This window comes from Paracoccus versutus (assembly GCF_000763885.1).
GTDB lineage: Bacteria > Pseudomonadota > Alphaproteobacteria > Rhodobacterales > Rhodobacteraceae > Paracoccus > Paracoccus versutus.
The window spans coordinates 80,122-104,274 of the sequence record NZ_JRKO01000007.1 but is presented as its reverse complement, the minus strand read 5'-3'; the positions used below and the strand labels follow the sequence as shown (position 1 = coordinate 104,274).

Sequence of the window (24,153 nt, the reverse complement as noted above, 5' to 3'; positions counted from 1 at the left end):
GTTAGACTTGGCCTCCGGGTCGGGGCTGAATGTTATCGGCGTGATCAAAGCACTGAGGAGCTGTCCCAACAAAGGCCTCGCGAAATCTCCTCCTCATGTCAGCATCATAAGAGAATTGGACCCAGTATATTGAAAACATGCCTTTTCCCTTGGCGACCTCAACAATCAGTTCGCGTGTTTCTGGGGTATCCTGCGATTCAAGAATAGCCCGGCAACGCTCGGCTTTCTGCCAAGCTTCCTGTCGCCGGAGCCAGCGCTTGTCCGCATCAGTTGGTCGCCTAGCTGGTGATGGGTTTCCCGGATCCTTGTCGAGGCCGGTAAGCGTAATAAGTGCGTCGGCCTTAGCCCTGATCGCCGGGTCCAGCGCGGAATTTGATTTGACCAAGCCACCCGGACGGTACTCGAAAGCGCGAAGCGTGTTGTCGAGGTCCGGCCATAGGAAGTCCGGCACCGACACTGGCTGATCGCCCTTACTGGAGTTGCAGTTAACGCAACCCAACAGGAAGTTAGTCCATGTGCTTCCCAGCGCCGGTTCCAGCGATTTCGGCTGGACGTGTTCCACAGCCAGATTGGTCTCAATTTGCCGCTCGCAGTAGCTACAGTAGTCCCCCAGCCGCGCCTGAAGATCTGGACCGGCATCCTGGTACTTCGCGTAGACCTTGGGGGCCGCTCCTCGTTCAACTGGACGCATCGCCACCCTCGCGCCCTTTGGTTTTTCTCTCCAGCTTCAGGAGCGCCTGGAAGGCGGGGTCATCACTGAATGGAACCGAGAGCTCGTTCAGTCGCGACTCTGCCAACGCCAACAGCGTGCGATCAGGCGAGGGCTGGCGCACTAAGGTGAAGTATTCCTCTGCCGCCTTCATCATATCCCGATAGCGTTTGCTCTTCTGAGGAAGATCAACTCCCATCACGTTCTCGGAGATGTCCTCGATGCTCTTGTCCGAGTATTCCGCAAACTCGTCCGGATCGAGGTTGATCAGTTCACCCGGCTTCATCGACTGGATAACGAAGGGTGAGTGCGTGGTGGCCACAAACTGAACGTTGGGGAATGTTGCGAGCAGCTTGTCGCGGACCTCCCGTTGCCACCTGGGGTGTAGGTGCAGTTCGATTTCATCGATCAACACAACGCCAGCGCCATGCAGCGGGTTGGTCAACTCGGGGTTCGCAAGCGCGAGGCGGCGGCCGAGGTCGCAGATTAGGGCGAGAAATGAACGCTCGCCGTCCGACAGTTGGGAAATGTCGAAGCTCTGGTTGTCCTTGTCGATGAGAAGCCGAAGTGGCGTCTGCTCGACACGAAGATTGCGAAATCCACCCAAGAAGGTTGTCAGCGCTTCGGATATCGCGCCAACAGCCCGGTCACCTATATAGTTTGGATTACGGCGTGTCTCTTCGTCCTCGATAACAATTGCACTGTGATAGCGGGCCATGAAGTCGCGGAAATTTACCGTCCTGTTGAACAGTGCACCAGCATAAGCCGCAGCCTGGCCCCGTGGCACCGCAGTCGGCAGCTTCTTGGGAAGACGATATCCGGCGCGATCTGTCGTGAAAAACACGACCAAAGGCGCGGCATCATCGGCCCGGGTCGGGTCGCCATAGATGTTGCGAGCGGCCTTCTTGACTGCTGGTGGGAGTTTCGTGACCCTGGGAGACTTTGAATCTTCGTCGAGTGAGACCCCAAACTCGATCGGGATATCACCGCAGTTGATCTTCATGGACAGCGACAGTGGTCCATGACCGTCGTGCAGGTCGAGCGGGCCGAGAGTCCGATAGCCGCTGCGCGCAGGAGAGATATGTGGCAGTATGCGCGATGCCAGAAGCGCCAACCCGTCCAAGAGCGACGTCTTGCCACGACCGTTGATCCCGGCGATGGCAGTGAAGCTCGGGGAGAACAAGAAGGTTTGCTGTTCGCCGAAGGCCCGATAGCTCTGGATTGTGAGCTCGCGTATCCGCATGGCTAAGCCGCCTCCGGGATTTCGAGCTGGCCGGTCACAGCGGCTGCGATCAGGGCTGCGCGGCGCTCTTTCAGCAGGGCGATGGAGCTCTCGGTCGCGATGCGCAGGCGGTCGATCTTGGCGGTCTCGGCGCTGATGTTTTCGACGATCTGTTGCTGTTCATCGAGCGGTGGCACGGGCCACCAGGTCTCGAAGAAGCCCTCGGGGTAGAGTCGCAGTCGGGAAGACCAGACGCCCTTGGAATAGCGGGTAACTTCCTGCGCGAATACTGGGATCCTGACAAGCGCATCGACGTAGTCGGGCAGCAGGCGCGAGCCTGGGGTATAGACATTGTAAGCGGGGCTGACGATGCCATCGACGCGGGCGGTGCCCATGGCGCCCATCCAGGCCCAGAGGGTGTTGATGGCCAAGTCCCCGGCGAAGCACAGCTTGTAGCCAGCCGTGCTTTCGGCCTCGAACATGTTCACGTCCTTCTCGGACCGGGGGGTGACACCGGTAAGGTGCGAGACCGTAAGCATTTCCTCTTCGCCAGTCGGGGATCGCTGGTCGCGCTCCGTGAACAGCCAGCGCGACCGCTCGATCTCCCAATGCGCAGGGATATCGCCAAGCCAATCGATGCCTGATGGGCGCAGGGGCGCGGAAGGGTTGAGGCCGCGCATGACGGCTTCGGCCACGATGGAGCGCCGCTTCTCGGCCATCAGACCAAGCAACCGCTGCTTGGCAGCGATCAGGGCGTCGACCTCGGCGGTTTCGCGATTGAGAAAGTTTGAGATCTGCTTTTGTTTAGTGACAGGGATGCAGGGCGCTTGAATCGCCTTTATCTCATCGGAACTAAGTTCCATAAATGTGGATCCCCGCCCCAACACTTGCAGATATCCGGTTTGAACGCTCAACCAATAATAGAAGAATTCATTATCGGCATCAGGTGTCGGCTCCAAAAGGAAGCAACCTTGATTGCAGCAAAGCTCGACCTCTGAAATCGCCAACTGCCCAATCGGTGCGCGTTTGGTCAGCACAATCGTGCCGGAAGGCGCCATCTTGGCGCTGCAGCTTGCAAAGCCTTCCTCTGTTATCTTTCGTTTCGTCGATGAGAGGGTCTTCGAGCTGCCACTGACATCTTCGGGCGTTGCCCAATTGATGTCGCCGTCCCAGAACGCAGAATTTCCACTCTCCGGTGTGGCGCCGCTTGAAATCGAAAACAAGAATCTGAGCTGCTTATGAGGAAAAGCGCTCATTCCGTCACCTCCCGCAAAAGCCGCAGGATTTCGTCCTCCGCCTTCTTCAGGTCCGCGTCGATGTCGACCAGCCTGCGGGGCGGCGTGAACTGATAGAAGTGGCGGTTGAAGTTGATCTCATAGCCGACCTTGTTCTTGCTCCGGTCCATCCAGGCATCGGGAACATGCGGCAGAACCTCGCGCGCGAAGTAGGCGTCGATATCCTCTTTCAGAGGCACGTTCTCGAAGTCGCGCAGGTCGGGGTCAGCCTCGAATCCCTTGCCCGCCTTGACGCGCTCGGCATCCGCATCCTTTTCGGTGAATACGTTGCGGAACAGCCTGACCTCGGGCGCGCGCCAGCGGGACTCGCGCTTTTTCAACAGCTTCTCGATGCTGCCCCAGACCTTGTTCCAGTCCAGTTCCAGCTCGCGCCCCAGTGCCTGGTCGATCGCCTGGATGTCGTCGAGCAGATGGGGTGCCGCGTCGAGGAAGCGGGCCTTGTCCTCGACCGTCATCCGGTAGCGTAGCCGCAGCGGACGCTCAACTGTGACGCGGGTATAGCCGAAATCGGCGTTGTCGAAGATCTTGGACTTGGCGTTCTGGGCGTAGCCACCGTAGAGCCGCACGATCTCGGCGATCTGATCGGGTTCGTCCGGGCGATCATCCCCTTCGGGCGCCTTGCCCGCGCCGATCTTGCGGCGCTTGTCGCCCTGGCTGCGGCCCATGGGCATCCAGATGTCGCGCGCGTCGACCAGTTGGATCGTGCCCTTGCGATGGCCGGGCTTGTTGTTGGTGACGATCCAGATGTAGGTGCCGATCCCGGTGTTGTAGAACATCTGTTCCGGCAGAGCGACGACGGCCTCGAGCATGTCGCGTTCAATGATCCACTTGCGGATGTTGCTTTCGCCACCGCCTGCGCCTCCGGTGAACAGGGGTGAGCCCGAGAACACGATGGCCGCCCGCGACCCATACTTCTGCGCCTTGGGATCCAAGTCCTCGAACTTCGAGATCATGTGCTGCAGGAACAGCAGGGAACCGTCATTCACGCGGGGCAGGCCAGCGCTCCACGGGCTGTCCTGCGGGGCTTTCTCGTGCCGGCGCACAATTTCCTTCTGCTGCTTCTTCCAGTCCACGCCGAAGGGTGGGTTGGCAATGAAGTAGTCGAAGGTCTGTCCTTCGAACTTGTCATCGGTGAAGCTGTCGCCGTACTGGACGTTCTCTCCGCCGCCGTTGTGGTCAACCTGCTTCATGAGCATGTCAGATGCGGCCGTCGCGAAGGCGCGCTTGTTGTAGTCCTGGCCGTAGACGTAGAGCTTCGCTTCCTTGTGGTGATCGCGCATGTAGCGCTGTGCCTCGGCAAGCATGCCCCCCGTGCCGCATGCCGGGTCGAGCATGCGCATCACCGTGCCTGGCTTGCTAAGCACGTCGTCGGCATCCATGAAAAGAAGATCGACCATAAGGTGGATCACCTCGCGTGGCGTGAAGTGATCGCCCGCGGTTTCATTGGCCAGTTCGTTGAATCGCCGAATGAGGTTCTCGAATACAAGGCCCATCTGATCGTTCTTCACCCGGTCGGGGTGAAGGTCGACCTTCAGGAACTCTTTCAGCACGAGGTAGAGGATGTTCGCCTCGTCCATCTTCTCGATTTCGTTGGTGAATTCGAAGAAGTCGAATATCCGCCGGACGTTGGCTGAGAAGCCGCTGATGTAGGACTGAAGGTGGCGTGCCAAATTGGGGGTATCGCCGATCATCGTCTGGAACGTCATCGGCGAACGGTTGTGAAAGCGGTGCCCGGATGCCTTGTTCAGCATCCGGTCGAGAGCATCGTCCTCCAGCTTCCCACCCTTGCGGCGCGCATACTCCGCCAGAACCTGGTCCTTGGTATTGGCCAGCACGCAATCGAAGCGACGCAGAACGACAAGCGGCAGCATGACGCGCTCATATTGCGGCGGGCGATAGGGCCCGCGCAGAAGGTCCGCAATCTGCCAGATCAAGTTCGCCAGGTCCGAGTGGCTTGCCATGTCGTTCAGTCTCCTGCCGGTTTGTCCGGTCTGTTGTTGTGTTGGATCAGTCGTCTTGTCCGAGGCGTTTGTCCGATGCGGCCGAAGCCACCTGCTTCTTCGCCTTTGCCGTCAGCCGCTCAAATTCTTCAACAGCAAGCACCACGACGACAGACCGGCCATACTTCTCGATGGCGACAGGCTCCGCCCTCGCCATGTCGATCAGCCGCCCGAAGGCGTTCTTGGCATCGCGCGCGGACATGCTTTGCATGGTGAGCCCCTCCCCGAGTTGAAGCTACTTTAGCCAAGATGCGAGATGATGGATAGACGCTAACGTGCTGAGCCGAATGCCGAAGACATCGCCCGTTGCGCTTCCCAATCCGAAGGAAAATCTGCTTGCAAGGCTGCTTTAAGGAACTCCGTCTCGTGCCGCCCTGCGAGCGCGCCCTCCACGATATCGGGAGCCAAAAGGGTCAGGCGGAGGATGCGCGCGAGATATGTGGTCGAGATCCCCTCCTCTTGCGCAAGTTCCGACACAGTCGAAAACGCACCGCTGTCGAGGAGTTGCTTCCAGCGGAACGCTCGGGCCAGCGCCTTGATGACCGTTGCGGACGCTTGCCGCGGGACAGTCTGTCCGGCGGGCACGAGCATCTCCTTCCGCCCGCCGCGCTTCACGATGCGAAACGGAACGTGGAGCGTCATGGTCTCGGGGATCGGCGGCTCGCGGGTCATGCAGCTTCTCCGGTTCCGCCAGCAAGCATCTCGCGAGCGAGACCGCCGAGGCCGTCCATCCGGAGCCGGAAGTTGAGCCCGTTCGCGCCGATATCGACGCGCTCGACCAACAGCGTGACAATTCGCGCCTGCTCGGCGGGGAAGAGTTCGTCCCACAGCGGGTCGAGCTGCTGCAACGCCGCGCGGGCGTCGGCCTCGGAGACGTCGTCGGCGTGGGCACGCGCCGCCTTCCAAGTCCCCGCAACAATCTCTGGCTGCCGGAACACGGCACGGAGTTGGTCGATGACGGCGGCCTCGATCTCGCCCGCAGGCACGCGGCCGACCGGACACGAACCGGCACCATGCTTCAGCACGGTCTGACTGACATAGTAGCGGTAGAGACGATCCCCCTTCCGAGTATGCGTCGGTGAGAACGCGGCGCCATCGGGCCCGAACAGCAGCCCCTTTAGCAGCGCGGGCGTCTCGGCGCGTGTGCGAGCGGCGCGCTTCCGGGGGCTCTCCTGCAGGATCGCATGGACGCGGTCCCACGTCTTTTGGTTGATGATGGCGTCGTGCTCGCCGGGATAGCTGTCGCCCTTGTGGACCGCCTCGCCAATGTAGGCGCGGTTGCTGAGCATCCGATAGATGTATTTCTTGTCGATCCGGTTGCCGCGCGGCGTCCGGATCCCGCGCGCGCCTACCTCCCGCGCTAGTTCCGTGCAGGATCCGATCTCGAGGAAACGTGCGAAGATCCAGCGCACATGCGCGGCGGCTTCTTCGTCGACCACCAGCTTCCGGTTCTCGACGCGGTATCCGTAGGGCGGCACCCCGCCCATCCACATGCCCTTTTTTCGGCTGGCAGCGACCTTGTCGCGGATCCTCTCGGCCGTGACCTCGCGCTCGAACTGGGCGAAGGACAGCAGGATGTTCAGCGTCAGCCGCCCCATCGACGTGGTCGTGTTGAAGGACTGGGTCACCGAGACGAAGGTCACGCCGTTCCGGTCGAACACCTCGACCAGCTTGGCGAAGTCGGCGAGCGAGCGGCTCAGACGGTCGATCTTGTAGACCACCACAACATCTACCAGCCCGTCCTCGATGTCCTCCAGCAGCCGCTTCAGTCCGGGCCGTTCCAGCGTGCCGCCCGAGATGCCGCCGTCGTTGTAATGATCGCGGACCAGCACCCACCCTTCCGACCGCTGACTGGCGATGTAGGCTTCGCAGGCCTCGCGCTGGGCGTGGAGGCTGTTGAACTCCTGCTCTAGCCCTTCCTCGGAGGATTTCCGGGTGTAGACCGCGCATCGCAGCTTGCGGACGACCTTCGACTTTTCCGGCGGCTTCGTCATCTCCGCCCCCTGTGGTTCTTGAGGCCGAAGAAGGTCCATCCGTTCCAGCGGGTGCCGGTGATGGCGCGCGCAATAGCCGACAGCGATTTGTAGGGTCGCCCCTGCCACTCGAAGCCATCGGCGGTGACGGTGACGATCTGCTCGACGCCCTGCCATTCGCGCAGGAGGCGCGTGCCCGTGATGGGGCGGTCCCGATCGGCGCGGATACTGCGCTTGGATCGGTCGCCGCCGTCCAGTTCCTCGCCGAGCCGCTCCAGCCGCCGGATCGTCTCCGGCTTCAGGCCGCCGTAGGCAAGTTCCTGGATGCGGTACGCCAGCCGGGATTCGAGGTAGCGGCGATTGAACGGCGGCGGCTCGCTGTCGAACAGGTCGCGCCACTGCTGCTTCAAGTCGGGCGTCGGCGTGGTCTTGAGCGCGGCCAGGCGCGCGGGGACGGGATCGGGCTTGTTCATGCATTTCTCCGGTGAGTTGGAGTTGCATGACGGCATTGGTCGGTCGGATAGTGTAGGCAACGTTCTCCAGTAATGTCAGATACTTCACCTCCATCCCGCATCCGCAACCGAACCAGCCCGAGCGCCAGCAGGCCGCACAACTCGGCACGGCGTTCGGCGGGCGTCATCTGGTCAGGCGGGAGCGGATTGGGGCGTTTCATGCAGCCGACCGCTCCGCACGGCCGAGAACGGCAGCGGTGATCGCGCCGCGGTTCCAACGGAAGTTCAGATGGCAGTTGGCGGCGTATTTCGACAGGCTGAAATCCAGCCCATTGGCCTCGTGCCCCGCGCGCTGCAGCAGGTCCATCTGTTTCATCGTCGCCGGGTCGTTCAGCCAGCGACGGCTCTTGATCGAGGCGGTCCCCGTCTCGGTGGCGCGCAGGAAATCGTCTGCGGCGGCGAGCGCCTGCACCCGGGTGCCGATGGCGAGCGGCCGGATCGCCCTGCCTTTCGGCTGTCCGAGCGCGTGCCAGAGCGCGCCATCATGGAACACCCCGGCCCAGCCATTGAACCCGCTCGCCATCATCGCCTGGCCGTCGCCATGCAGGTCGCACCAGGCGAACGGGGACCGCTCCAGCAGGTCGATCTCCATCATGTCGAAGGCGGTCAGCAGTCGGGCCTCTGCTCGTTCCCGCGTGAAGACGTGACCGCAGAAATCACAGACCGATGCTCCAAGCGGCAATTCGGCCTCACAGGTCGGGCACAGTTTCCACGGTGCCTGGCCGGGCTCAGGATCGTCCTCGTCGAGGGTGATCTCCTGTTCGAGCGACCCGTGCCGGAGCGCCGCGCCCGCGAAGTCGAGCACGACGCAGTCGGTTTTCACGATGCCGGAAAAACGCGCGGGATCGACCCGCCGCAGGCCGCGACCGACTGCCTGGATGAAGGTGCCCTTGTGCAGCATGGGGCGCAGGATGCCGATGCAGCCGACAGGCTGGCTGTCGAAACCTTCGGTCAGGACCATGCAGTTCGTCAGCACCTGCACCTCGCCCCGGTCGAACCGGGCGATGAGGTCGGCGCGCGTCCGCGATGGCATCTCGCCCGAGATCGTCTCGGCCGTGACGCCGGCCGTGCGGAAGGCCTCGGCTACCGCATCGGCATGGCCAACCGTCGCACAGAAGAAGATGGTGCGCCGGTCCGCCGCCTTCGCCTGCCAGTGTTCGACGACGGCCTCGTTCAGCACCGAGCGGTTCAGCACCTTGTCTGCCGCGCGCATGTCGAAATCGCCCGCGGTGGCGCCCAGCCCGGCCAGTTCGTCCTCGACGCCGAGATCGATGGTGTAGGTGCGCGGTGGCACCAGGAGACCGCGCCCGATCAGCGTGCCGATCTTCAGATGATAGCCGACATTGCTGAAGGTGCGGCGCAGGCTGCGGCCATCGCCGCGACCCGGTGTGGCCGAGAGCCCGAGCAGCTTGATCTCCGGATTGAGCGCCCGGGCCTCGTCGATGATGGACTGATAGCTTTGCGCCGCGGAGCGGTGGCATTCGTCGATGATGAGATGCGAGACCGGCGCCATCCGCTCGCGCCGGTTGGCGCGCGCCAGGGTCTGGACGCTTCCGAAGACGATGCGGCCGCCCCAGTCGTCCTGCTTGGCCTTGACCACCGAAGTCGGCATTCCGGTGACAGTGCCGATGGCGCTGCGGTTCTGATCAATCAACTCGTCGGTGTGCTGCAGCACCAGAACGCGGTCGTGTTTGCGTTGCTCCAGTTCCTCGCCGATGTAGAAACCGGCAATGGCCGTCTTTCCCGCCCCGGTGGGCAGCACCAGCATGGTGTTTCCATGTGCGGCAGTGCGGTCGCGGGCGGCATCGACCGCCGCCTTCTGATAGTCGCGCGGAATCATGGCCGTCCCCCCTCAGCGAGCCCAGAAGGGCGCGGAGCCGGAGGACGGCGCGCCCGACTGACCCGTGCCGTTGTCCGCAAGCTGCGGGCCCGAGGCGATGAACTGACCCTGCTGCGGTGGCTGGGGTACGCTGCCCATCACCCGAGCGTATTCGGCATGGTCGGCGCCGAGCGCGGCCTTGATGACGTTGCGCCCGGTGTCGTCGGGCTTGTCCTTGTCGCGCTCGATGCCGATGCGCGCCACGAACTCCAGCCCGCTCAACTCGCCGAGGCTACGGATCATCCGCGCGGTGCGGGCGGCGTTCGACTGGTCATCGGCACGCACGCCGCGGGCGGATTCGAGGATGCCGCGGATCATGGCGCGCCCGCGGTTGCCGTAGGTGTCGTCGCCGGGACCGCCCGCAGCTTTTCCGCGAAAGCCGATGCGGGTGTAGATGCGACGCCGCGCGAACGGCCCCTCCATCACGATTGCCTCGGTGTTGAGGTAGAGGGCCGGGCTCGTCTTGCTCTGGGTGAGCCAGCCTTCCGGGCCCGCGCCGCCGGGGCGGACGGTGAGGCAGACCTTGACCAGCGTGTTGGCCGGGATGAGGTCGAAAGCGGCGTCCTGCGTGTCCGCGCCGTTGAAATCCATGTCGCTCGCCATTGTCATGCTCCTTTCGTCGTCGGGGGATTGGGTGCGGTGGCGGCCGCGGGCAGATCGAAGTTCAGGCGGGCAGCGCCATCGGGGCGCGGACCACGGATCTTCGCCATGAGTCGCCCGAGATGGGCGGGCTCGATCATCGACAGCCGCCCGCTGCGGTCCTTCGCAGGCAGGCCGAAATCGTTGATTGTGGTGCAGATGAAGGCGCGGAACGGCTCGCCCTTCTCGGGGCGCAACTCGGTCAGGGTGACGACTTCGTCGACGATACCGGGCAGTTCGAGTCCGGTCTTCGAGCCCTCGATCTGCATCGAGAAGAAGGGCTTGCCGAAGTCGTCGAGCTTGCGGTCCAGCAGCCCGACCAGCCAGATGTTCTTGGCGGGCGTGTGCTGCAGATGGGTCAGCCAGCCGATCATCTCCTGGCCGAGCAACCCGTAGGTCGCGCGGAGATCGGGTTTGCCGGTGCGGTCGGACTGCGCCTGGGACTGGCCCTTGCACCACTGCAGGCAGATGCGCGAGGCGACGGAGATGCTGTCGACGAAGACGGTGTCATACTTGTCGAGCTGGCTCGCGGGGCCGAAGGCGGCGCACACCCGCGCGAAGTGTCCGGGCCCGTAGGACTGGTCGTCTCGCATGGCTGGGTTGGCGCCGCCGATCCAGGCGGCGAGATCACGGGCGACCTCCCAGTCCCGGATGCGGATCTCGTCGCCGGGCCAGCCCTGCACGGCCAACTCACCTGCCTCGAGATTGAGAAACAGCGTCCGCTGCGGATCGAGGGTCAGCAACTGTGTGGTCTTGCCGATGCCGGAGGTGCCCGTGAGCACCCCCTTGATGCCGCGCGCCTCGCGCAGGCGTTCGTCGGCCGTGATGATCCGGAGCGGCCCAGCGCCGAAGGGGGCGCTCACTTGCCGCCCTCCAGATCGCGCGCGGCGGCCGAAATCGCGCTGTCCGTGCCGCAGGCGCCCTGGCGGCGCGCCATCTTCAGCACGTCGCCCAGCGCACGCGTCAGCCGGTAGATCTGGGTTTCCTGCCGCGCCAGGGCGACGAGGGCAAACTCGATGTCGTCCACCGTGGCGCGTTCGATCGGCACCGCACGGTTCGGCCTGTCGGACAGCGCCGGCACGTTGATCGTGTCGGGGATCGCCTCCAGCCAGCTCGACTGGCGCAGGCGTTTCAGGGGGGAAGTCGTGAACATGGTGACGCTCCGTGTTTTCGTCGGTTGGTGTCCAGGGGTCGTCGGGAAGACTGCTGCCGGGCCTGACGCCGCCCTGGAGCTTGCGGTCGGAGTGTTTCCCCGCGTGGGGTGTTGCATTCCTCCGAGGGCCCGGCATGAAACTTGGTGGAACCGGGTCATCGCCGATCCTGTTGTCACCTACCGGCGGGCCTCCGAGACTGTCGGGGCGGCACCGAGATATGCCGCGAGATCAAGCGCCTCGGCCGCCTTTCGGATCGTGCCGAGCCGGGCGTAGACGGTGCTGCGATGGATCCCGAGGGCTTCGGCCGCTTCCGTCGGCGACATGTCGATCAGCGCCAGCGCGACATCCCTGCAGGTCGGTGTCAGCCCCGCGAGAAGGCGCCGGACGTCGCGGACGAGCCCGAACGCCTCGTCCGGTGCACGCGCGACGGCAGCGTGCGGCATGGCACTGTCAGGCAGGGTCTCTGCAAGCGGCAGCGTCTCGTCGGTGCCGCGACCCTCGGACGGGGTGTCGAAGTCAACCCACGCCCGTTCGGCCCGCAGGCGTTCGGTCGGCGCGGCCAGCGTGGCGATGCGGTTCGCCAGAACGCGGTCTGCGAACGTGTCGTACTGACCGCGGGAGGGGTCGAACCTGTCATCCCGGCGATAGAGGAGCAGACTCAGGTCCTGCTTGATGTCCTCGGCGTCCATGCCGGGGACCGAGCCCGACCGCGCCAGCCGTTCGGCCCGGATGGTGATGTTGCGGGAGACGCGCGAGCGCGCGTCGCAAATGGGGTGGAAACGCTCCATGAAGTTTCGCCTTCGTCCAGGTGGACGGGCACGCGGCCCGAGTGACCGGGACCGGCGAAAATTCGTTGGAGCGGCGGCCTTGGCGGGTTCAGCACAAAGAGAAACCGCTGAAACCCGGTTGGATTTCAGCGGCTTGATAGGCGAAGTCTTTTTTTGAGATTCTTGAGGTCAGTTAGCGAATTTTCGTCGGGATTGACCCAGCTTGCCTTGCTGGAGATCGTCGGCGTTCGCCACGAAACGGGCGACATACTCCCCTGCGACCGTGGGTAGCGGATCGTCGGCAATCCCGAATGCGGTACGCAGCATCTTGGAAAGCGCCTGTTTCTGTTTCTGGTGCTTCGAGGTGTCGGTGCTCTTCGCATGATGGACTGGGAGCCGGCCGCCCTCCATCGCAAACGCCTTCAGATAGGCCCACGCCGCTTTCGGCTTGCCATTCTTGGCGCTCTTCATCCCGAGACCATCGGGCTCGAACCTCCGGGTCTCGCCCCGAAAACTCACGTTGACGACTTCATCGGCGACGAAGCTGATTCTAATCTCCTCCCATCGCGCATCGGTCGGCAATGCCCACGCCAGGTTCGACGCAGCATCAGCCGCGCCACCCGCGACCTGAGCGCGAAGGCCGGCGAACATGACGGTTGTTGGCTGGAGAGGGAGAAGCCGCCCTCGATCATCGAAGACCACCAGATCCTCCAGGGCCAAGCGCGACACGCCGTTCCTATTCAGAACAGCGGCAAGATGCGCAGGGATGGACGTCTTGGTCGGAGCCAGCAATAGTTTCGGGCTCGGGTGGGAAATGAGGTCGTCAAACTGTGCCGCATCCTCACTTGGGAATGGTCCGGGCACTGTGAGGAAAACCGGAAAGCCACGACCGGCGAAGACATCATGGGAGCCTATTCTGAAGACCGGACGCCGATCGAAACGAGCAGGTTGGATGGACAGGTCGAGTGCGTCGGCAAGGCGCCGCGCCAGCGCGACGCGGTCAAGGCCGTAAACTAAGATATCTTCTTTGGTCAGGTGAAGATCATCACAGGCTTTTGGGCTGTCGCCGCAGATTGCGCGGATGCTGCCGTCGTCGTGATGCACAACCCGCCGAGGGCATCCCTCGCCTGCGGGAGACGGGCATGCTATGCTGCTCGCTGTCGACCCGGTCGATCGCAACATTGGTCGGATGTGGCCGAAATCACCGTCAAGGAGCTGGGTCCACTCCTGCCGGTCAGTGGCCCCATCGGCCAGCATATCAAGTGCTTTCCAGAACGTCATCATCCGCCCCTGCCGCAATCGCCCAGAACCCGCGCGCCTTCAACCAGGCTTCGATGACCTCCTCGTCAGACTCCCGCTCATACTTGGCAATATTGGCCGGCCTGATCATCACGGACCGCTCCCGTTTGCTGCCCTCGAAGGCAAACCTGAAGATCGCATGCGTGAATGCGCCGCCAGAGAGACAATTCTCCCAGTTTTCACCATAGGCTTTGAACAGGTCCTCTGATTTGCGAATTTCCCTCTCAGATACCCCCTTCCCAGACCAAAGACGCCCGAACTCCACGAAGCGTACGCCGACGATCCCCTCAATATCTCCGTTTGCCATTGCAGCTGGCCCCAGTTCGCGGAGCGGATCGAGTGTATATCGCTCGGATCGATCAAAATAATTCTCGCTGCCGAACAACGCCTCGCCGAACGTCTTGAGGTAGAGTTCGCGCTCGCCCTTCGTTCCGGCGTTCACGCCAATCTCGTCGGTCGCACTGTCGTAGATCAGCACGTCATGTTGTTGGGGCCGATAGAACGCAATCCCGCTTTCACCGTCGTCCTGGTGCTTCCCTTCCCGGCGCATCGGCATGCCGTGCCGCACGAGCAGCCAGATCTTCTCGCCTCGCGGGAACGCGAATATCCGGCTGTTTCGCCCCCTGCGCTTCACCTCGAACCAGTTGTTCATCCTCTCCTGCATGCTCTTCGCGATGGCGTCCGTGATGGACGGGATCTCTGCGGCCTTTTCCTCTGGGCGCGAACCGGCGAAATACATGAAGTTGGATCGCCGAAATGCCACTGTTTCAGCATGCTGGCGTTGCAACAGCATTGGCTGAGCGAGCCAGATCTGGACCGAAACATCGGCGACCGAAACCTCGTGATCCTTGTCGATCTCGATCCCCGCAGCCGCGGCACGGTCGAGCAGTTCGTCCATCGCCTCGTGCGATGCGGTCTCGTGCACATAATAGAGCGCGTTGACCATGTCCTCGGGGACCGACGCGTCGGGATTCATCAGGACACCCGCGATGGCTTCGAGCGGCATGTCATCTGTCGACCATGCGGCGACGTCGAGTTTGCGGGACTGAAAGTAGTCCTTCCAAGGCTCAAGAAATGCCTTCAGTCGTGCGGGAGCGATCTGCTTGAGGCGATCCGGGTTGCTGAAAATCCTCGGGTTAAATGCTGGCATCGGCCTCGCTGCTCCTGAAATTGCCGTCGTTTCCGAAGGTTAAGAAGGAATCGCGCTCGCCACAAGATTGTGTTCCCGTAAGGCTCTCTGAGCGCGAGCCGACAATCTGAGACCCCCGCCGGTAGGTGAGGAGAGCATCTGGAGCTCTCCCATGAACAGAATTTATCGGGCGCGCCGCGCCAACCCGCATTCCCGCACGCCAGCGTCACCCTCCCTTGGGGTGGCCGCATGATCGATCCCGACGAACGCGAACAGGCAGCCCTGCGCGCCGCCCTCCGCAACATGGCCGAACTCATGGCCGAGATCGGATGGACCACGCGGTTCGCCGATCTCAGCGAAGCACAGGCGCTCGCGCTCGCGACGGCCTCCGTCGACGGCTTCCAGGAGGCGATGCAGACCAGCGCGGTCCGGCCCGATCCGGAGGTGCCATTCTGATGGACGCCGGTTTCGACTTCAACCATCGGGAGAAGCCGCCCAGTTTCGCGGACAGCGTCAATGCCTGCATCGACACTGCCCTCGTTGAGGAACAGGCCGAACGTCCCCAGCGCGACTATCTCGGGGGCAGCCGGCTGGGCGACATCTGCCAGCGCAGGCTGCAATACGAATACCTGAAGACGCCGAAGGACCCGGGCGCCGGGTTCTCTGGCAAGTCCCTGCGGATCTTCGCGCTCGGGCACGTTCTCGAGGACCTGGCCATCGCCTGGCTGCGCAAGGCCGGGTTCGACCTCCGCACGCGCAATCGCCATGGCGATCAGTTTGGCTTTTCGGTCGTCGGTGGGCGAGTCCAGGGGCATGCCGACGGGGTGGTCGTTGCCGCGCCGAACGGCATGGCGGTTCCGGCGCTCTGGGAGTGCAAATCGGCGAACGCCAAGAACTGGCGGGAAATCGCGAAACATGGTGTCGGAAAGGCCAAGCCGGTCTATGCCGTGCAGATCGCGCTCTACCAGGCCTATCTCGGCCTGACCGAGGCGCCCGCGCTCTTCACGGCGATCAATAAGGACACGTGCGAGATCTGGCACGAACTCGTGCCGTTCGATGCCGTACTCGCCCAGTCCGCCAGCGACAAGGCGGTGACGATCCTGCGCGCCTGTGATGCGGGTGAACTTCTTCCCCGCCACACGGCCGACCCCGACCACTTCGAATGCCGCTTCTGTGCGTGGCGGGAACGGTGCTGGGCATGACGGTCCCGTCTGACACCATCGTGCCCGACGACGTCGCGCCTGACGCCGAGATGATCGCGATCTATGCCGACGTCGTATTCGGCTACTGCGACGGCTGGGTGCCGGTCCGTGCTCTGGCCGAGAAAGGCGCGGGCGATGGTCCGCCACATGTTCCCTTCATCGAAGCGGACGCCACGCTTGCCGCGAAACTCGCGCTTCAGGCAACATGGGCGAGCGACGCCGGCATGGCCTTGTTCGTGGCGCCCGGTACGGTTGCGGCTCCCGGCGACGCGCGGGCAGACAGCATCGTGCAGACGCAGGTGGTGCTCGTCGATCTCGACAATGGCGACATCGGCGCGAAGCGCGACCATCTCGTGCAGCATCTCGGGTGCCCGACCCTCGAGGTCGCGTCCGGTGGCGTCACCACCGAGGGACAGCGCAAGCTGCACCTCTACTGGCGTCTGACCGAACCCGCCGAAGGCGACGACATCGCCACGGTCTGTCGCGCCCGGCACATGATCGCCGCGAAGGTTGGTGGCGACGCTTCGTTCCGGTCCGCGCACCAGCCGATCCGCGTGGCGGGATCGATCCACGCCAAACAGGGTCTTCGGCGGCTGGTGCGGATCCTGAACCACGATCCCCGCGATCACGACCTTGGCGAACTGCTCGAGGCGATCATCGCGATGACGCCGCTCGAAGGCGAGAACGGGCTCGATTTCAACATGGCCGCCAACGAGCGCGGCAGCGTGACCGAACTGTTCGGGCGCCAAGTCCGTGAAGGCGGTGTGGATGGCACCACCCGGTTCGACGCGCTGTCGCGCGTGATCGGCTATTGGATCCGCCGCGCCCGCGAAGGCCACGTGCCGCGCGAACAGGCGTGGGAGGAAATCGTCTCCTACAACACGGCCCGCGTTGCCCCTCCCTGGCCGGAGGCCCGGCTGCGCGAGGAAGCCGAACGCCTCTGGAAACGCGACGCCGCCCGCAACGGCGAGATCGATGACGAGGATGATGGTTCCGATGACGGCGGCCCTGCTGGCGGGGGGCATGATGGGCCGGTGCCGGTTCGCTTCACCGAGGATGCGCTCGCCGCAACCTTCGCAGCCCGACATGCCGAGACCTGGCGCTACGTCGCTGGCTGGGGGCAATGGCTGACCTGGTCGGGCAAGCTCTGGCGGCGCGAGGAGACGCTGCAGGCCTTCGATCTGGCCCGGATGATCTGCCGCGAGGCGGCGGCGCGCGCCGGGTCTGCGCGACTGAAGGCGAAGCTTTCCAGCGCCGCGACAGTGTCCGCCGTGGAGCGGCTTGCCCGTTCCGACCGTCGCCACGCAACCACGACCGAGCCGTGGGATCGCGATCCCTGGCTATTGAACACGCCCGGCGGCGTGGTCGATTTGCGCAGCGGCGCGTCGCTGCTGCACGACCCCGGCCTCTTCATGACTCGCATCGCGGGGGCATCGGTCGCCGACGCATGCCCAGTCTGGCTCGGGTTTCTCGAAACCGTCACGGGCGGGGACGGCGAACTGCAATCCTACCTGCAGCGCATGGCGGGCTACTGCCTGACGGGCGTGACCACCGAGCATGCGCTCTTCTTTCTCTACGGTACCGGCGCCAACGGGAAATCGGTCTTTGCCAACACCCTAACCGCTATCCTGGGTGACTACGCCACCGTCGCGCCGATGGACATGTTCATGGCCACGCAGGGTGATCGCCACCCGACCGACATGGCCGGACTGCGCGGGGCGCGCATCGTGACGTCCATCGAGACCGAACAGGGCAGCCGCTGGGCCGAGAGCAAGCTGAAGGCGCTGACAGGAGGCGACAAGATTACGGCCCGCTTCATGCGGCAGGATTTCTTCGAGTTCATACCGCAGTTCAAGCTGCTGATCGTCGGCAACCACAAGCCCTCCATCCGCAACGTTGACGAGGCGATGAAGCGGCGCCTGCACATGGTGCCGTTCACGGTCACTATCCCGCTCGCGCGGCGCGACAAGCACCTGGCGGACAGGCTGCTGGCCGAACGCGACGGGATCCTCGCATGGGCGCTCGAGGGCTGCATCGAATGGCAGCGGACAGGGCTGCGCCCTCCGCCCGCCGTGATGGCTGCGACTGAGGATTACTTCGAGGCCGAGGACGCCATCGGTCGCTGGATCGACGAGCGCTGCTCTGTCGGGTTGCACCTCAACGCCAGCACCTCCGCGATGTTCGCCGACTGGAAGGCGTGGGCCGATGCGAACGGCGAGTTCGCAGGCTCGGTCAAGCGCTTCTCGGAAGCCCTGATCGTTCGGGGATTCGAGCGTCACAACACCCGCGCCGCGAAGGGATTCCGGGGCATCGCCCTCGATGACAGCAACTCTGACCTTTTCTCGGGAGAGTAGGAAAATGCCAATGAAATCAGTGAGTGTGACGGATGTGACGGATCATACCTATAGGACCGTTACGCGCGCGCATGTGCGCGCCTATGGAGCGGATAGGGAACTATCCGTCACATCCGTCACACCCGTCACCAACCCTCCGGTTCCGATGCGGGAGGGTGGTGGACTGGTCCGCTGCATCCTCACGCTCGACCTCGGCACCTCGAGCGGCTGGGCGATCCGCGGCCATGACGGTCTCATCACCAGCGGCACCGTCTCGCTGCGCCCGGGGCGCTTCGACGGGGGCGGCATGCGCTACCTGCGCTTCTCCAACTGGCTGACCGAGATCGACCGGCTATCCGGGCCCGTCGCCGCGATCTGGTTCGAGGAAGTTCGCCGCCACGCGGGTACCGATGCGAGCCACATCTACGGCGGGCTCATGGCCACGCTGACGGCATGGGCGGAACTGCGCGGCGTGCCCTACCAGGGCGTCCCGGTCGGAACGATCAAGCGCCACGCCTCGGGCAAGGGCAATGCCGACAAGGCTGCCATGGTCGCCGCCGTCCGCGCCCGCGGCTTCAGCCCCGCCGACGACAACGAGGCCGACGCCATCGCCATCCTGCTCTGGGCGATCGAGACGAAGGGAGGTGTCGCATGAGATGGCATCCTCACGGCTACGGTGGCCGACGCCGGGATCCCGAGCAGGTCAAGCGCGAGGGCTGGCAGGAACAGGGCGTCCTTGCGGTTTCCGCCGATGACGACCGCCTCACCTGGCCCGAGCGTGAACTGGTCCGCCAGCTGGGGGAGAAGCTCTACGGCCCGCGTCCTTCCGACAGGGAGGCGCGCCATGGCTGATCGCGAATGGACCGCCGAGTGCGTCGCCGATCATTTCGAGGAGGCGTTCCGCACCCTGCGCAAGCTGCCGCCGGTGAAGGCGCAGAGCTACTTCAACACTTGGCCCGACATCGTGCGCACCAGCCGCGAGATCGCGGCAATGGAGCCGCAGCCGATGCGGGTCTGGCCCTCGGCCGCCGCGATCACCCGGCTCGAGCAGACCTTCGATTGGGTGCTCTGGATCGAGGAGGCGGAGCGCAAGCTCGTCTGGTCCCGCGCCGCCCGCGTGCCGTGGAAGCAGATCAGCGGCGAGATGGGCTGCGACCGCACGACCGCATGGCGTCGGTGGCAACTGGCGCTGACCAAGATCGCTTCGCGTCTGAATGCGCAGTGACTCCAATGTGTTGCAACACTTTTCCCTTCGACATCTGCAACAGATCCATGCTATTCCGAAGGCAAGGTGGGGAGAGTGCGCTGGAAAGCTCGCTCTCCCCTTTGCGTTGACGGGGGCCTTCTGGACCCCGGCATCCAGCGAGGGTCCGGCCGAGGTCCACTCCGAGGCAGTTTCCGGTTCCTTCCTGGCGATATTCGTATGCTGGCGGGCGAAGCGCGGGACATCGCCAGCGACAGGGCCGGATTTTTGGGAAGCCACCCGGAAGCCGGGCCCGCTCGCGCCCCGCGCAAACACCAATGAACGCTGGCCTTCCGACCGGACACTGATGGTGGCCGCTGGACCCCGTGTGGAGTCCAGCGCGGCATCCGGAGTCCGGAAGCCACCGGCATCCACCCGACCGAGGAACCTTGCCCACCATGACGCTGAGCTTCGCCCCGGACGCGATCGAGACGTGGCCGCTGGCCAAGCTCCAGCCTTATGCGAAGAACGCGAAGGCGCACGGCGCGGACCAGGTCGCGAAGATCGCCGCCAGCATGGCCGAGTTCGGCTGGACCGTGCCATGCCTCGTCGCTGAGGACGGAGAGCTGATCGCGGGGCACGGGCGTGTGCTGGCCGCAACGCAGCTCGGGCTGACCAAGGCGCCGGTGATCGTGCTTGGGCACCTGACCGAGGCGCAGCGCCGGGCCTACCGGATCGCGGACAACAAGCTGACGGAACTCGGCACCTGGGACGAGGCGCTGCTGTCGGCGGAACTGAACGACCTGCTGGCCGAGGATTTCGACCTGTCGCTGGTCGGCTTCTCGGATGGTGAGTTGGACAAGCTGCTGGCCTTCGTGCCGGAGGGGGACGGGGAAGAAGGTGGCGCCGGGGGCTCCGTGCCGCCGGTGACCATCCCCGAACCACCGCGCAATCCGGCTTCGCGGGCGGGCGATCTGTGGATCCTCGGCGACCACCGTCTGCTCTGCGGCGACAGCACCAGCGCGGCCGACGTGCGCCGCCTGATGAACGGCGAGCGGGCGATCCTGTTCGCGACGGACCCGCCGTATCTCGTTGACTACGATGGCTCGAACCACCCGACCCGGAACAAGGACTGGTCGGCGTCCTACGGCACGACATGGGACGACAGTTCGCAGGGGGCGGAACTCTACGACGGCTTCATCTCAGCGGCCGTCGCCGAGGCCATCGCCGAGGACGCCGCCTGGTACTGCTGGCACGCCTCGCGTCGCCAGGCGATGCTGGAAGCCTGCTGGGAAAAGGCGGGCGCCTTCGTCCATCAGCAGATCATCTGGGTGAAGGACCGGGGCGTCCTGACCCGATCGCATTACCTGTGGAAGCACGAACCCTGCTTCATGGGCTGGCGCCGTCCGAACCGTCCGCCGAAGGTGGCCGAGCAGACGCTGCCGTCCACATGGACGCTGCCGAGCTTCGCCAAGGACGACCGGCCCGACCATCCCACGCCGAAACCGCTCGACGCCTTCGGCATCCCGATGCGCCAGCACGTTGCCCGAGGCGGCCTCTGCTACGAGCCGTTCTCCGGCTCCGGCTCGCAGATCATGGCGGGCGAGACCAATGGCCGTCGCGTCTTCGCAATGGAGATCAGCCCGGCCTACGTCGATGTCGCCGTGGAGCGCTGGCAGGTCGAAACCGGCAAGGACGCGATCCTCGACGGCGATGGCCGGACCTTCGCGCAAGTGAGGACCGAGCGGCTGGGCGACGACGCCGCACCCCCGGCCGATCCCCTGGCTACGGACACCGCCCCCGAACCCGCGCGCAAGCGCAAGACCGCCGCCTGACATGCATGACCTGGCTTTACCTTCCTCCGGACGCGCTTCCGGAGCCGGAGACGCATGCCTCTTCGGCCTCTCGCTCTGTTCCGGCGCAGGTGGTCTCGACCTCGGGCTCACCATCGCCATCCCCGGATATCGTGCTGTGGGCCATGTCGAACGGGAAACCTACGCCGCAGCCACTCTCGTGGCGCGGATGGAAGACGCGTCCCTGGATCGCGCACCTCTCTGGGACGACGTTGCCACCTTCGACGGCCGCCCGTGGCGCGGCGCGGTGGATATCGTCACTGCGGGCTATCCGTGCCAGCCGTTCTCGGTCGCGGGCAAGCGCCGGGGCGCGGACGACCCGCGCCACCTCTGGCCCCATGTCGCCCGGATCGTCGGCGAGATCGAGCCGCCCTTCGTGTTCCTCGAGAACGTCGCCCATCATCTCCGCCTCGGCTTCCCCGAAGTCGCCAGCGGACTGGTCCGCATGGGCTACCGCCTTGCGGCAGGCCTCTTCACGGCGGCGGAAGTCGGCGCGCCTCACAAGCGCGAGAGGCTCTTCATCCTTGCCATCCGCGAGGGGGACGAGCTGGCCGACCCCGCGCGCCTGCTCCGGCACCCGCTCGAGTGGCGGGAACCGGACGGAATTGCTGCGCCTATGGCCGAGGGCGAGGGCCAGCGCCAACGAGAACCGGCAGACCAAACCGACGCCATCGCAGGCAGCGGGCCAGCACGGGATGAACCTCGCGACGACGGCTGCGCTGTGGCCGACGCCGCAGACGGACAGTTTCCACAGCCGGGGCGGCGAACGGCGCGACGAGAAGGGTCTGGACCGCATGGCGCGGGACTGGCCGACGCCAATGGCGAACGACGGCTGCAAGCCGAGCGCGGGCAACCGAAAGACGGCCGATCTGACCCATGCCAGCCGCATGTGGATGACGCCGACGGCGCGGGATCACAAGGATGGGGCAACCACACTGGCGAACACACCGGTGAACGGCCTGCTTGGCCGCCAGGTCCTGGTGACGACGATAGCTGGGAGCGATACCTCCGAGCCGCGCCGGACCTTGAACCCGCTGTTCGTCGAGGCGCTGATGGGCTGGCCCACCGGGTGGACCGGCTTCGGCTCTGTGGCAACGGCGTGGTCCCCTTGGTTGCGGCGCATGCGCTGCGAACTCTGGCGGCTGAATTGCTGGCCGATGGATGAGGCAGCGGCATGAAGCAATCGCGTGCCATGTCGCTGGTCGAGTCCGTCGCCAACGTGATCGTCGGCTACGGCGTCGCGGTGGTCACGCAGATCCTGATCTTCCCGATCTTCGGGCTGCACACGACGCTGGCGCAGAACCTGAAGATGGGCGCGGTGTTCACCGTGGTGAGCATCGCACGATCCTTCGCCCTGCGGCGGGTGTTCGAGGCGATCCGATGCGCCATGGACAAGGAACACCAGCGTTAGGCCGACACCACGAAGCGGTTTCCAAGTTGCCGCTATACCACTCAGATCCTATGGTTTCTCCGAGTTGGAGACGGCGGCTGATCTATTTTGCCGCCCAGAGATTTGGGATCGAGATTGTAGTGCTGCAGAACCAAGAGGAAGAAGGAAATAGCGACGCCGCCGACTTGCTTCCAGACGGCCTAGAGGCGTTGCGGCGAGAGCTCGGCCTCGGAGACGTGATGGGGTTGATCGAGAGGACTGCGCGATGGGTCGATCCGCGAACATTCGAGTATCTTTCCGTCTGGTATCCAGAACACGCGAGACGAGCCCTGTTCTATAAGGCGAACTGGTCCGAGCCGCAGATGAACCGCAATCGGCAGACGGGCGCGATCATCCACAAATTCGAAGGAAACATTCACGCGAACAAGGCACTGACGCTCGCATTGGGCCTTCGTGCCGGGGAACGGCCGAACTGGTCATGTTGCCATATATGGGGTGTGGATGATGCTGCTTATCAGATCAGCAACGCCGTGGTGCAGGATCGGCGCTTCTTTTCCTGCGTGGCGAACATGGTCCTTCTCCCCACGCCACTAAAGGCATTCACGGACGTCATGACCGAAGTAAAGATGATGCTGCGCGTATGCGCGTTGCAACTCTACGGTTGGTCTTGTGACCATGAGGAGGTCGCAGACAACGCGCGGCAGGTGGCGGAATGGTCGGATTGGGGCGCTTACCCGGAAAGCTGGCCGAAGCCTGATCGGCCCTCGCTCCCTCTCGGCACGGCCAAGTTCTCGGCGCGGATCAAGGACGCGGCAGACCGCAGGAAGGCCGTCATTCGCAAGGATCTAGCATCCGCTGGCCCGCACTATCCTCGGGATGATGTCCTCAAGGTGCTCGACTACTGGAACATTTCGCTTTGAGACAAAGAAGCCGCCGCCCCGAGGGACGGCGGCATTTCGACTGGCGTGGTGCGCGGCGCTAGTCGCGCGGCAGGCTATAGACCCGCCCTCGGTTCTCGACCTTCTCCGAAGTCACCTCGAGCCCGAGCTTCTTCTTCAGCGCCCCGGCCATCGCGCCGCGCACCGTGTGCGACTGCCAGCCCGTCGCGGCCATGATCTCCTCGATGGTCGCGCCGTCCGGCGCGCGCAGCATGGCGATCAGGGTGGCCTGCTTGGTGCCCTCGCGCGGCGTGCGCGCTTTGGGCGAAGCCTTCGGTTCGGTGGGGGTGTCCGGCGCAGGCTCCTCGGTCGGCGCGTCCGTCGCGCCCGCAGGCGCGGCGTTCGCGTCCTCGGGCTCGATCCCGATGGCGGCGAGGCCTGCGTTGGTGGCGACCAGCGTGACGCCGTTTCCGTCGCCGGTCTCGCGCCAGACGGGCTCGCCATTGCGCATGTCGGCGTCGACCTCCTGCAGGAAGTTCTTCGCGAGCATCGCGCCGACCACCTTGGCGGCAGCGCCGCCGCGCAGGCTCTCGGGCAGCGGCAGAGCGATGCGGTCCTCGCGCTGTGCGGCGGCGCTGAGGATGATGGCTTGGGTATCGGAAAGCTTGGTCATGGGGTCGTCTCCGTATTCGGGCCCGCGTCATGCGGCGCCTTCTACGACCCCGAGCCGCGCAGG

At 64.4% G+C, this 24,153-nt stretch carries 26 protein-coding genes and 1 pseudogene; 11 read left to right on the top strand and 16 right to left on the bottom strand.

What is annotated here, in order from left to right; translation table 11 throughout:
* Position 1 precedes the first annotated feature (1 nt).
* The 15 genes from IT40_RS27335 to IT40_RS04485 all read right to left on the bottom strand — a co-directional run bounded on the left by IT40_RS27335 (position 2) and on the right by IT40_RS04485 (position 14,599).
* Positions 2 to 691 (bottom strand): HNH endonuclease, encoded by a 690-nt coding sequence (locus IT40_RS27335; RefSeq protein WP_084196858.1) that lies wholly within the window; start codon positions 689 to 691, stop codon positions 2 to 4.
* On the bottom strand, positions 678 to 1,952 hold the full coding sequence (locus IT40_RS04550; RefSeq protein WP_036751210.1) for an AAA family ATPase: 1,275 nt from the start codon (positions 1,950 to 1,952) through the stop codon (positions 678 to 680). The genes IT40_RS27335 and IT40_RS04550 overlap by 14 nt, the downstream gene beginning before the upstream one ends.
* Before the next feature lie 2 nt (positions 1,953 to 1,954).
* A complete protein-coding gene (locus IT40_RS04545) occupies positions 1,955 to 3,187 on the bottom strand; it encodes a restriction endonuclease subunit S (RefSeq protein ID WP_036751207.1) in 1,233 nt (410 codons plus the stop codon).
* A complete protein-coding gene (locus IT40_RS04540) occupies positions 3,184 to 5,187 on the bottom strand; it encodes a type I restriction-modification system subunit M (RefSeq protein WP_036751205.1) in 2,004 nt (667 codons plus the stop codon). The genes IT40_RS04545 and IT40_RS04540 overlap by 4 nt, the downstream gene beginning before the upstream one ends.
* Positions 5,188 to 5,233: 46 nt before the next feature.
* Entirely contained in the window at positions 5,234 to 5,437 is a 204-nt protein-coding gene (locus IT40_RS04535) for a type II toxin-antitoxin system Phd/YefM family antitoxin (protein WP_036751203.1), read from the bottom strand.
* Positions 5,438 to 5,496: 59 nt separating this feature from the next.
* Positions 5,497 to 5,898, bottom strand: coding sequence for a hypothetical protein (locus IT40_RS04530; protein WP_036751201.1), 402 nt, complete (start codon positions 5,896 to 5,898; stop codon positions 5,497 to 5,499).
* Positions 5,895 to 7,220: a recombinase family protein gene (locus IT40_RS04525; RefSeq protein ID WP_036751199.1), complete on the bottom strand. Its 1,326-nt coding sequence runs from the start codon at positions 7,218 to 7,220 to the stop codon at positions 5,895 to 5,897. Before IT40_RS04525 ends, IT40_RS04530 begins: the two co-directional genes overlap by 4 nt.
* Positions 7,217 to 7,672, bottom strand: coding sequence for a DUF2924 domain-containing protein (locus tag IT40_RS04520; RefSeq protein WP_036751197.1), 456 nt, complete (start codon positions 7,670 to 7,672; stop codon positions 7,217 to 7,219). The genes IT40_RS04525 and IT40_RS04520 overlap by 4 nt, the downstream gene beginning before the upstream one ends.
* 196 nt (positions 7,673 to 7,868) lie before the next feature.
* On the bottom strand, positions 7,869 to 9,551 hold the full coding sequence (locus tag IT40_RS04515) for a DEAD/DEAH box helicase (protein WP_036751195.1): 1,683 nt from the start codon (positions 9,549 to 9,551) through the stop codon (positions 7,869 to 7,871).
* Between the two features lie 12 nt (positions 9,552 to 9,563).
* Entirely contained in the window at positions 9,564 to 10,193 is a 630-nt protein-coding gene (locus tag IT40_RS04510; RefSeq protein WP_036751194.1) for a hypothetical protein, read from the bottom strand.
* A gap of 2 nt (positions 10,194 to 10,195) precedes the next feature.
* Entirely contained in the window at positions 10,196 to 11,092 is an 897-nt protein-coding gene (locus tag IT40_RS04505; RefSeq protein WP_036751193.1) for an ATP-binding protein, read from the bottom strand.
* The gene (locus IT40_RS29935; protein ID WP_036751191.1) at positions 11,089 to 11,382 is read right to left on the bottom strand and encodes a hypothetical protein; all 294 of its coding nucleotides are present in this window, start codon (positions 11,380 to 11,382) and stop codon (positions 11,089 to 11,091) included. Before IT40_RS29935 ends, IT40_RS04505 begins: the two co-directional genes overlap by 4 nt.
* Before the next feature lie 177 nt (positions 11,383 to 11,559).
* Complete coding sequence (locus IT40_RS04495) at positions 11,560 to 12,171, bottom strand: sigma-70 family RNA polymerase sigma factor (RefSeq protein WP_036751188.1); 612 nt, start codon at positions 12,169 to 12,171, stop codon at positions 11,560 to 11,562.
* Positions 12,172 to 12,339: 168 nt separating this feature from the next.
* Positions 12,340 to 13,431 (bottom strand): hypothetical protein, encoded by a 1,092-nt coding sequence (locus IT40_RS28360; RefSeq protein WP_147307254.1) that lies wholly within the window; start codon positions 13,429 to 13,431, stop codon positions 12,340 to 12,342.
* Positions 13,409 to 14,599, bottom strand: coding sequence for a hypothetical protein (locus IT40_RS04485; protein WP_036751184.1), 1,191 nt, complete (start codon positions 14,597 to 14,599; stop codon positions 13,409 to 13,411). Before IT40_RS04485 ends, IT40_RS28360 begins: the two co-directional genes overlap by 23 nt.
* Before the next feature lie 228 nt (positions 14,600 to 14,827).
* Between IT40_RS04485 and IT40_RS04480 the strand changes: the two genes are divergently transcribed.
* The 11 genes and pseudogenes from IT40_RS04480 to IT40_RS04435 all read left to right on the top strand — a co-directional run bounded on the left by IT40_RS04480 (position 14,828) and on the right by IT40_RS04435 (position 23,459).
* Entirely contained in the window at positions 14,828 to 15,034 is a 207-nt protein-coding gene (locus IT40_RS04480) for a DUF6511 domain-containing protein (RefSeq protein WP_036751182.1), read from the top strand.
* Positions 15,034 to 15,780, top strand: coding sequence for an isoleucyl-tRNA synthetase (locus tag IT40_RS04475; RefSeq protein ID WP_036751180.1), 747 nt, complete (start codon positions 15,034 to 15,036; stop codon positions 15,778 to 15,780). Before IT40_RS04480 ends, IT40_RS04475 begins: the two co-directional genes overlap by 1 nt.
* Entirely contained in the window at positions 15,777 to 18,134 is a 2,358-nt protein-coding gene (locus IT40_RS26625) for a phage/plasmid primase, P4 family (protein WP_208021285.1), read from the top strand. The genes IT40_RS04475 and IT40_RS26625 overlap by 4 nt, the downstream gene beginning before the upstream one ends.
* A gap of 145 nt (positions 18,135 to 18,279) precedes the next feature.
* Positions 18,280 to 18,768 carry a hypothetical protein gene (locus IT40_RS04465; protein WP_036751177.1) on the top strand — a complete coding sequence of 163 codons (489 nt, stop codon included), beginning with the start codon at positions 18,280 to 18,282 and terminating at the stop codon, positions 18,766 to 18,768.
* A complete protein-coding gene (locus IT40_RS04460) occupies positions 18,765 to 18,965 on the top strand; it encodes a hypothetical protein (protein WP_028720215.1) in 201 nt (66 codons plus the stop codon). The genes IT40_RS04465 and IT40_RS04460 overlap by 4 nt, the downstream gene beginning before the upstream one ends.
* Positions 18,958 to 19,338 carry a DUF6362 family protein gene (locus tag IT40_RS04455; protein WP_036751175.1) on the top strand — a complete coding sequence of 127 codons (381 nt, stop codon included), beginning with the start codon at positions 18,958 to 18,960 and terminating at the stop codon, positions 19,336 to 19,338. Before IT40_RS04460 ends, IT40_RS04455 begins: the two co-directional genes overlap by 8 nt.
* 416 nt (positions 19,339 to 19,754) lie before the next feature.
* On the top strand, positions 19,755 to 21,131 hold the full coding sequence (locus tag IT40_RS04450) for a site-specific DNA-methyltransferase (RefSeq protein WP_036751173.1): 1,377 nt from the start codon (positions 19,755 to 19,757) through the stop codon (positions 21,129 to 21,131).
* Between the two features lies 1 nt (position 21,132).
* A pseudogene (locus IT40_RS29930) lies at positions 21,133 to 21,639 on the top strand (DNA cytosine methyltransferase); the annotation flags it as partial.
* A gap of 205 nt (positions 21,640 to 21,844) precedes the next feature.
* On the top strand, positions 21,845 to 22,327 hold the full coding sequence (locus tag IT40_RS29925) for a hypothetical protein (RefSeq protein WP_052095741.1): 483 nt from the start codon (positions 21,845 to 21,847) through the stop codon (positions 22,325 to 22,327).
* A complete protein-coding gene (locus tag IT40_RS04440; RefSeq protein WP_036751169.1) occupies positions 22,324 to 22,560 on the top strand; it encodes a DUF7220 family protein in 237 nt (78 codons plus the stop codon). The genes IT40_RS29925 and IT40_RS04440 overlap by 4 nt, the downstream gene beginning before the upstream one ends.
* 119 nt (positions 22,561 to 22,679) lie before the next feature.
* On the top strand, positions 22,680 to 23,459 hold the full coding sequence (locus IT40_RS04435; RefSeq protein ID WP_243700128.1) for a hypothetical protein: 780 nt from the start codon (positions 22,680 to 22,682) through the stop codon (positions 23,457 to 23,459).
* Between the two features lie 58 nt (positions 23,460 to 23,517).
* On the opposite strand, the gene IT40_RS04430 is transcribed toward IT40_RS04435, so the two are convergent.
* Entirely contained in the window at positions 23,518 to 24,090 is a 573-nt protein-coding gene (locus IT40_RS04430; RefSeq protein WP_036751167.1) for a DUF3489 domain-containing protein, read from the bottom strand.
* Between the last annotated feature and the right edge of the window lie 63 nt (positions 24,091 to 24,153).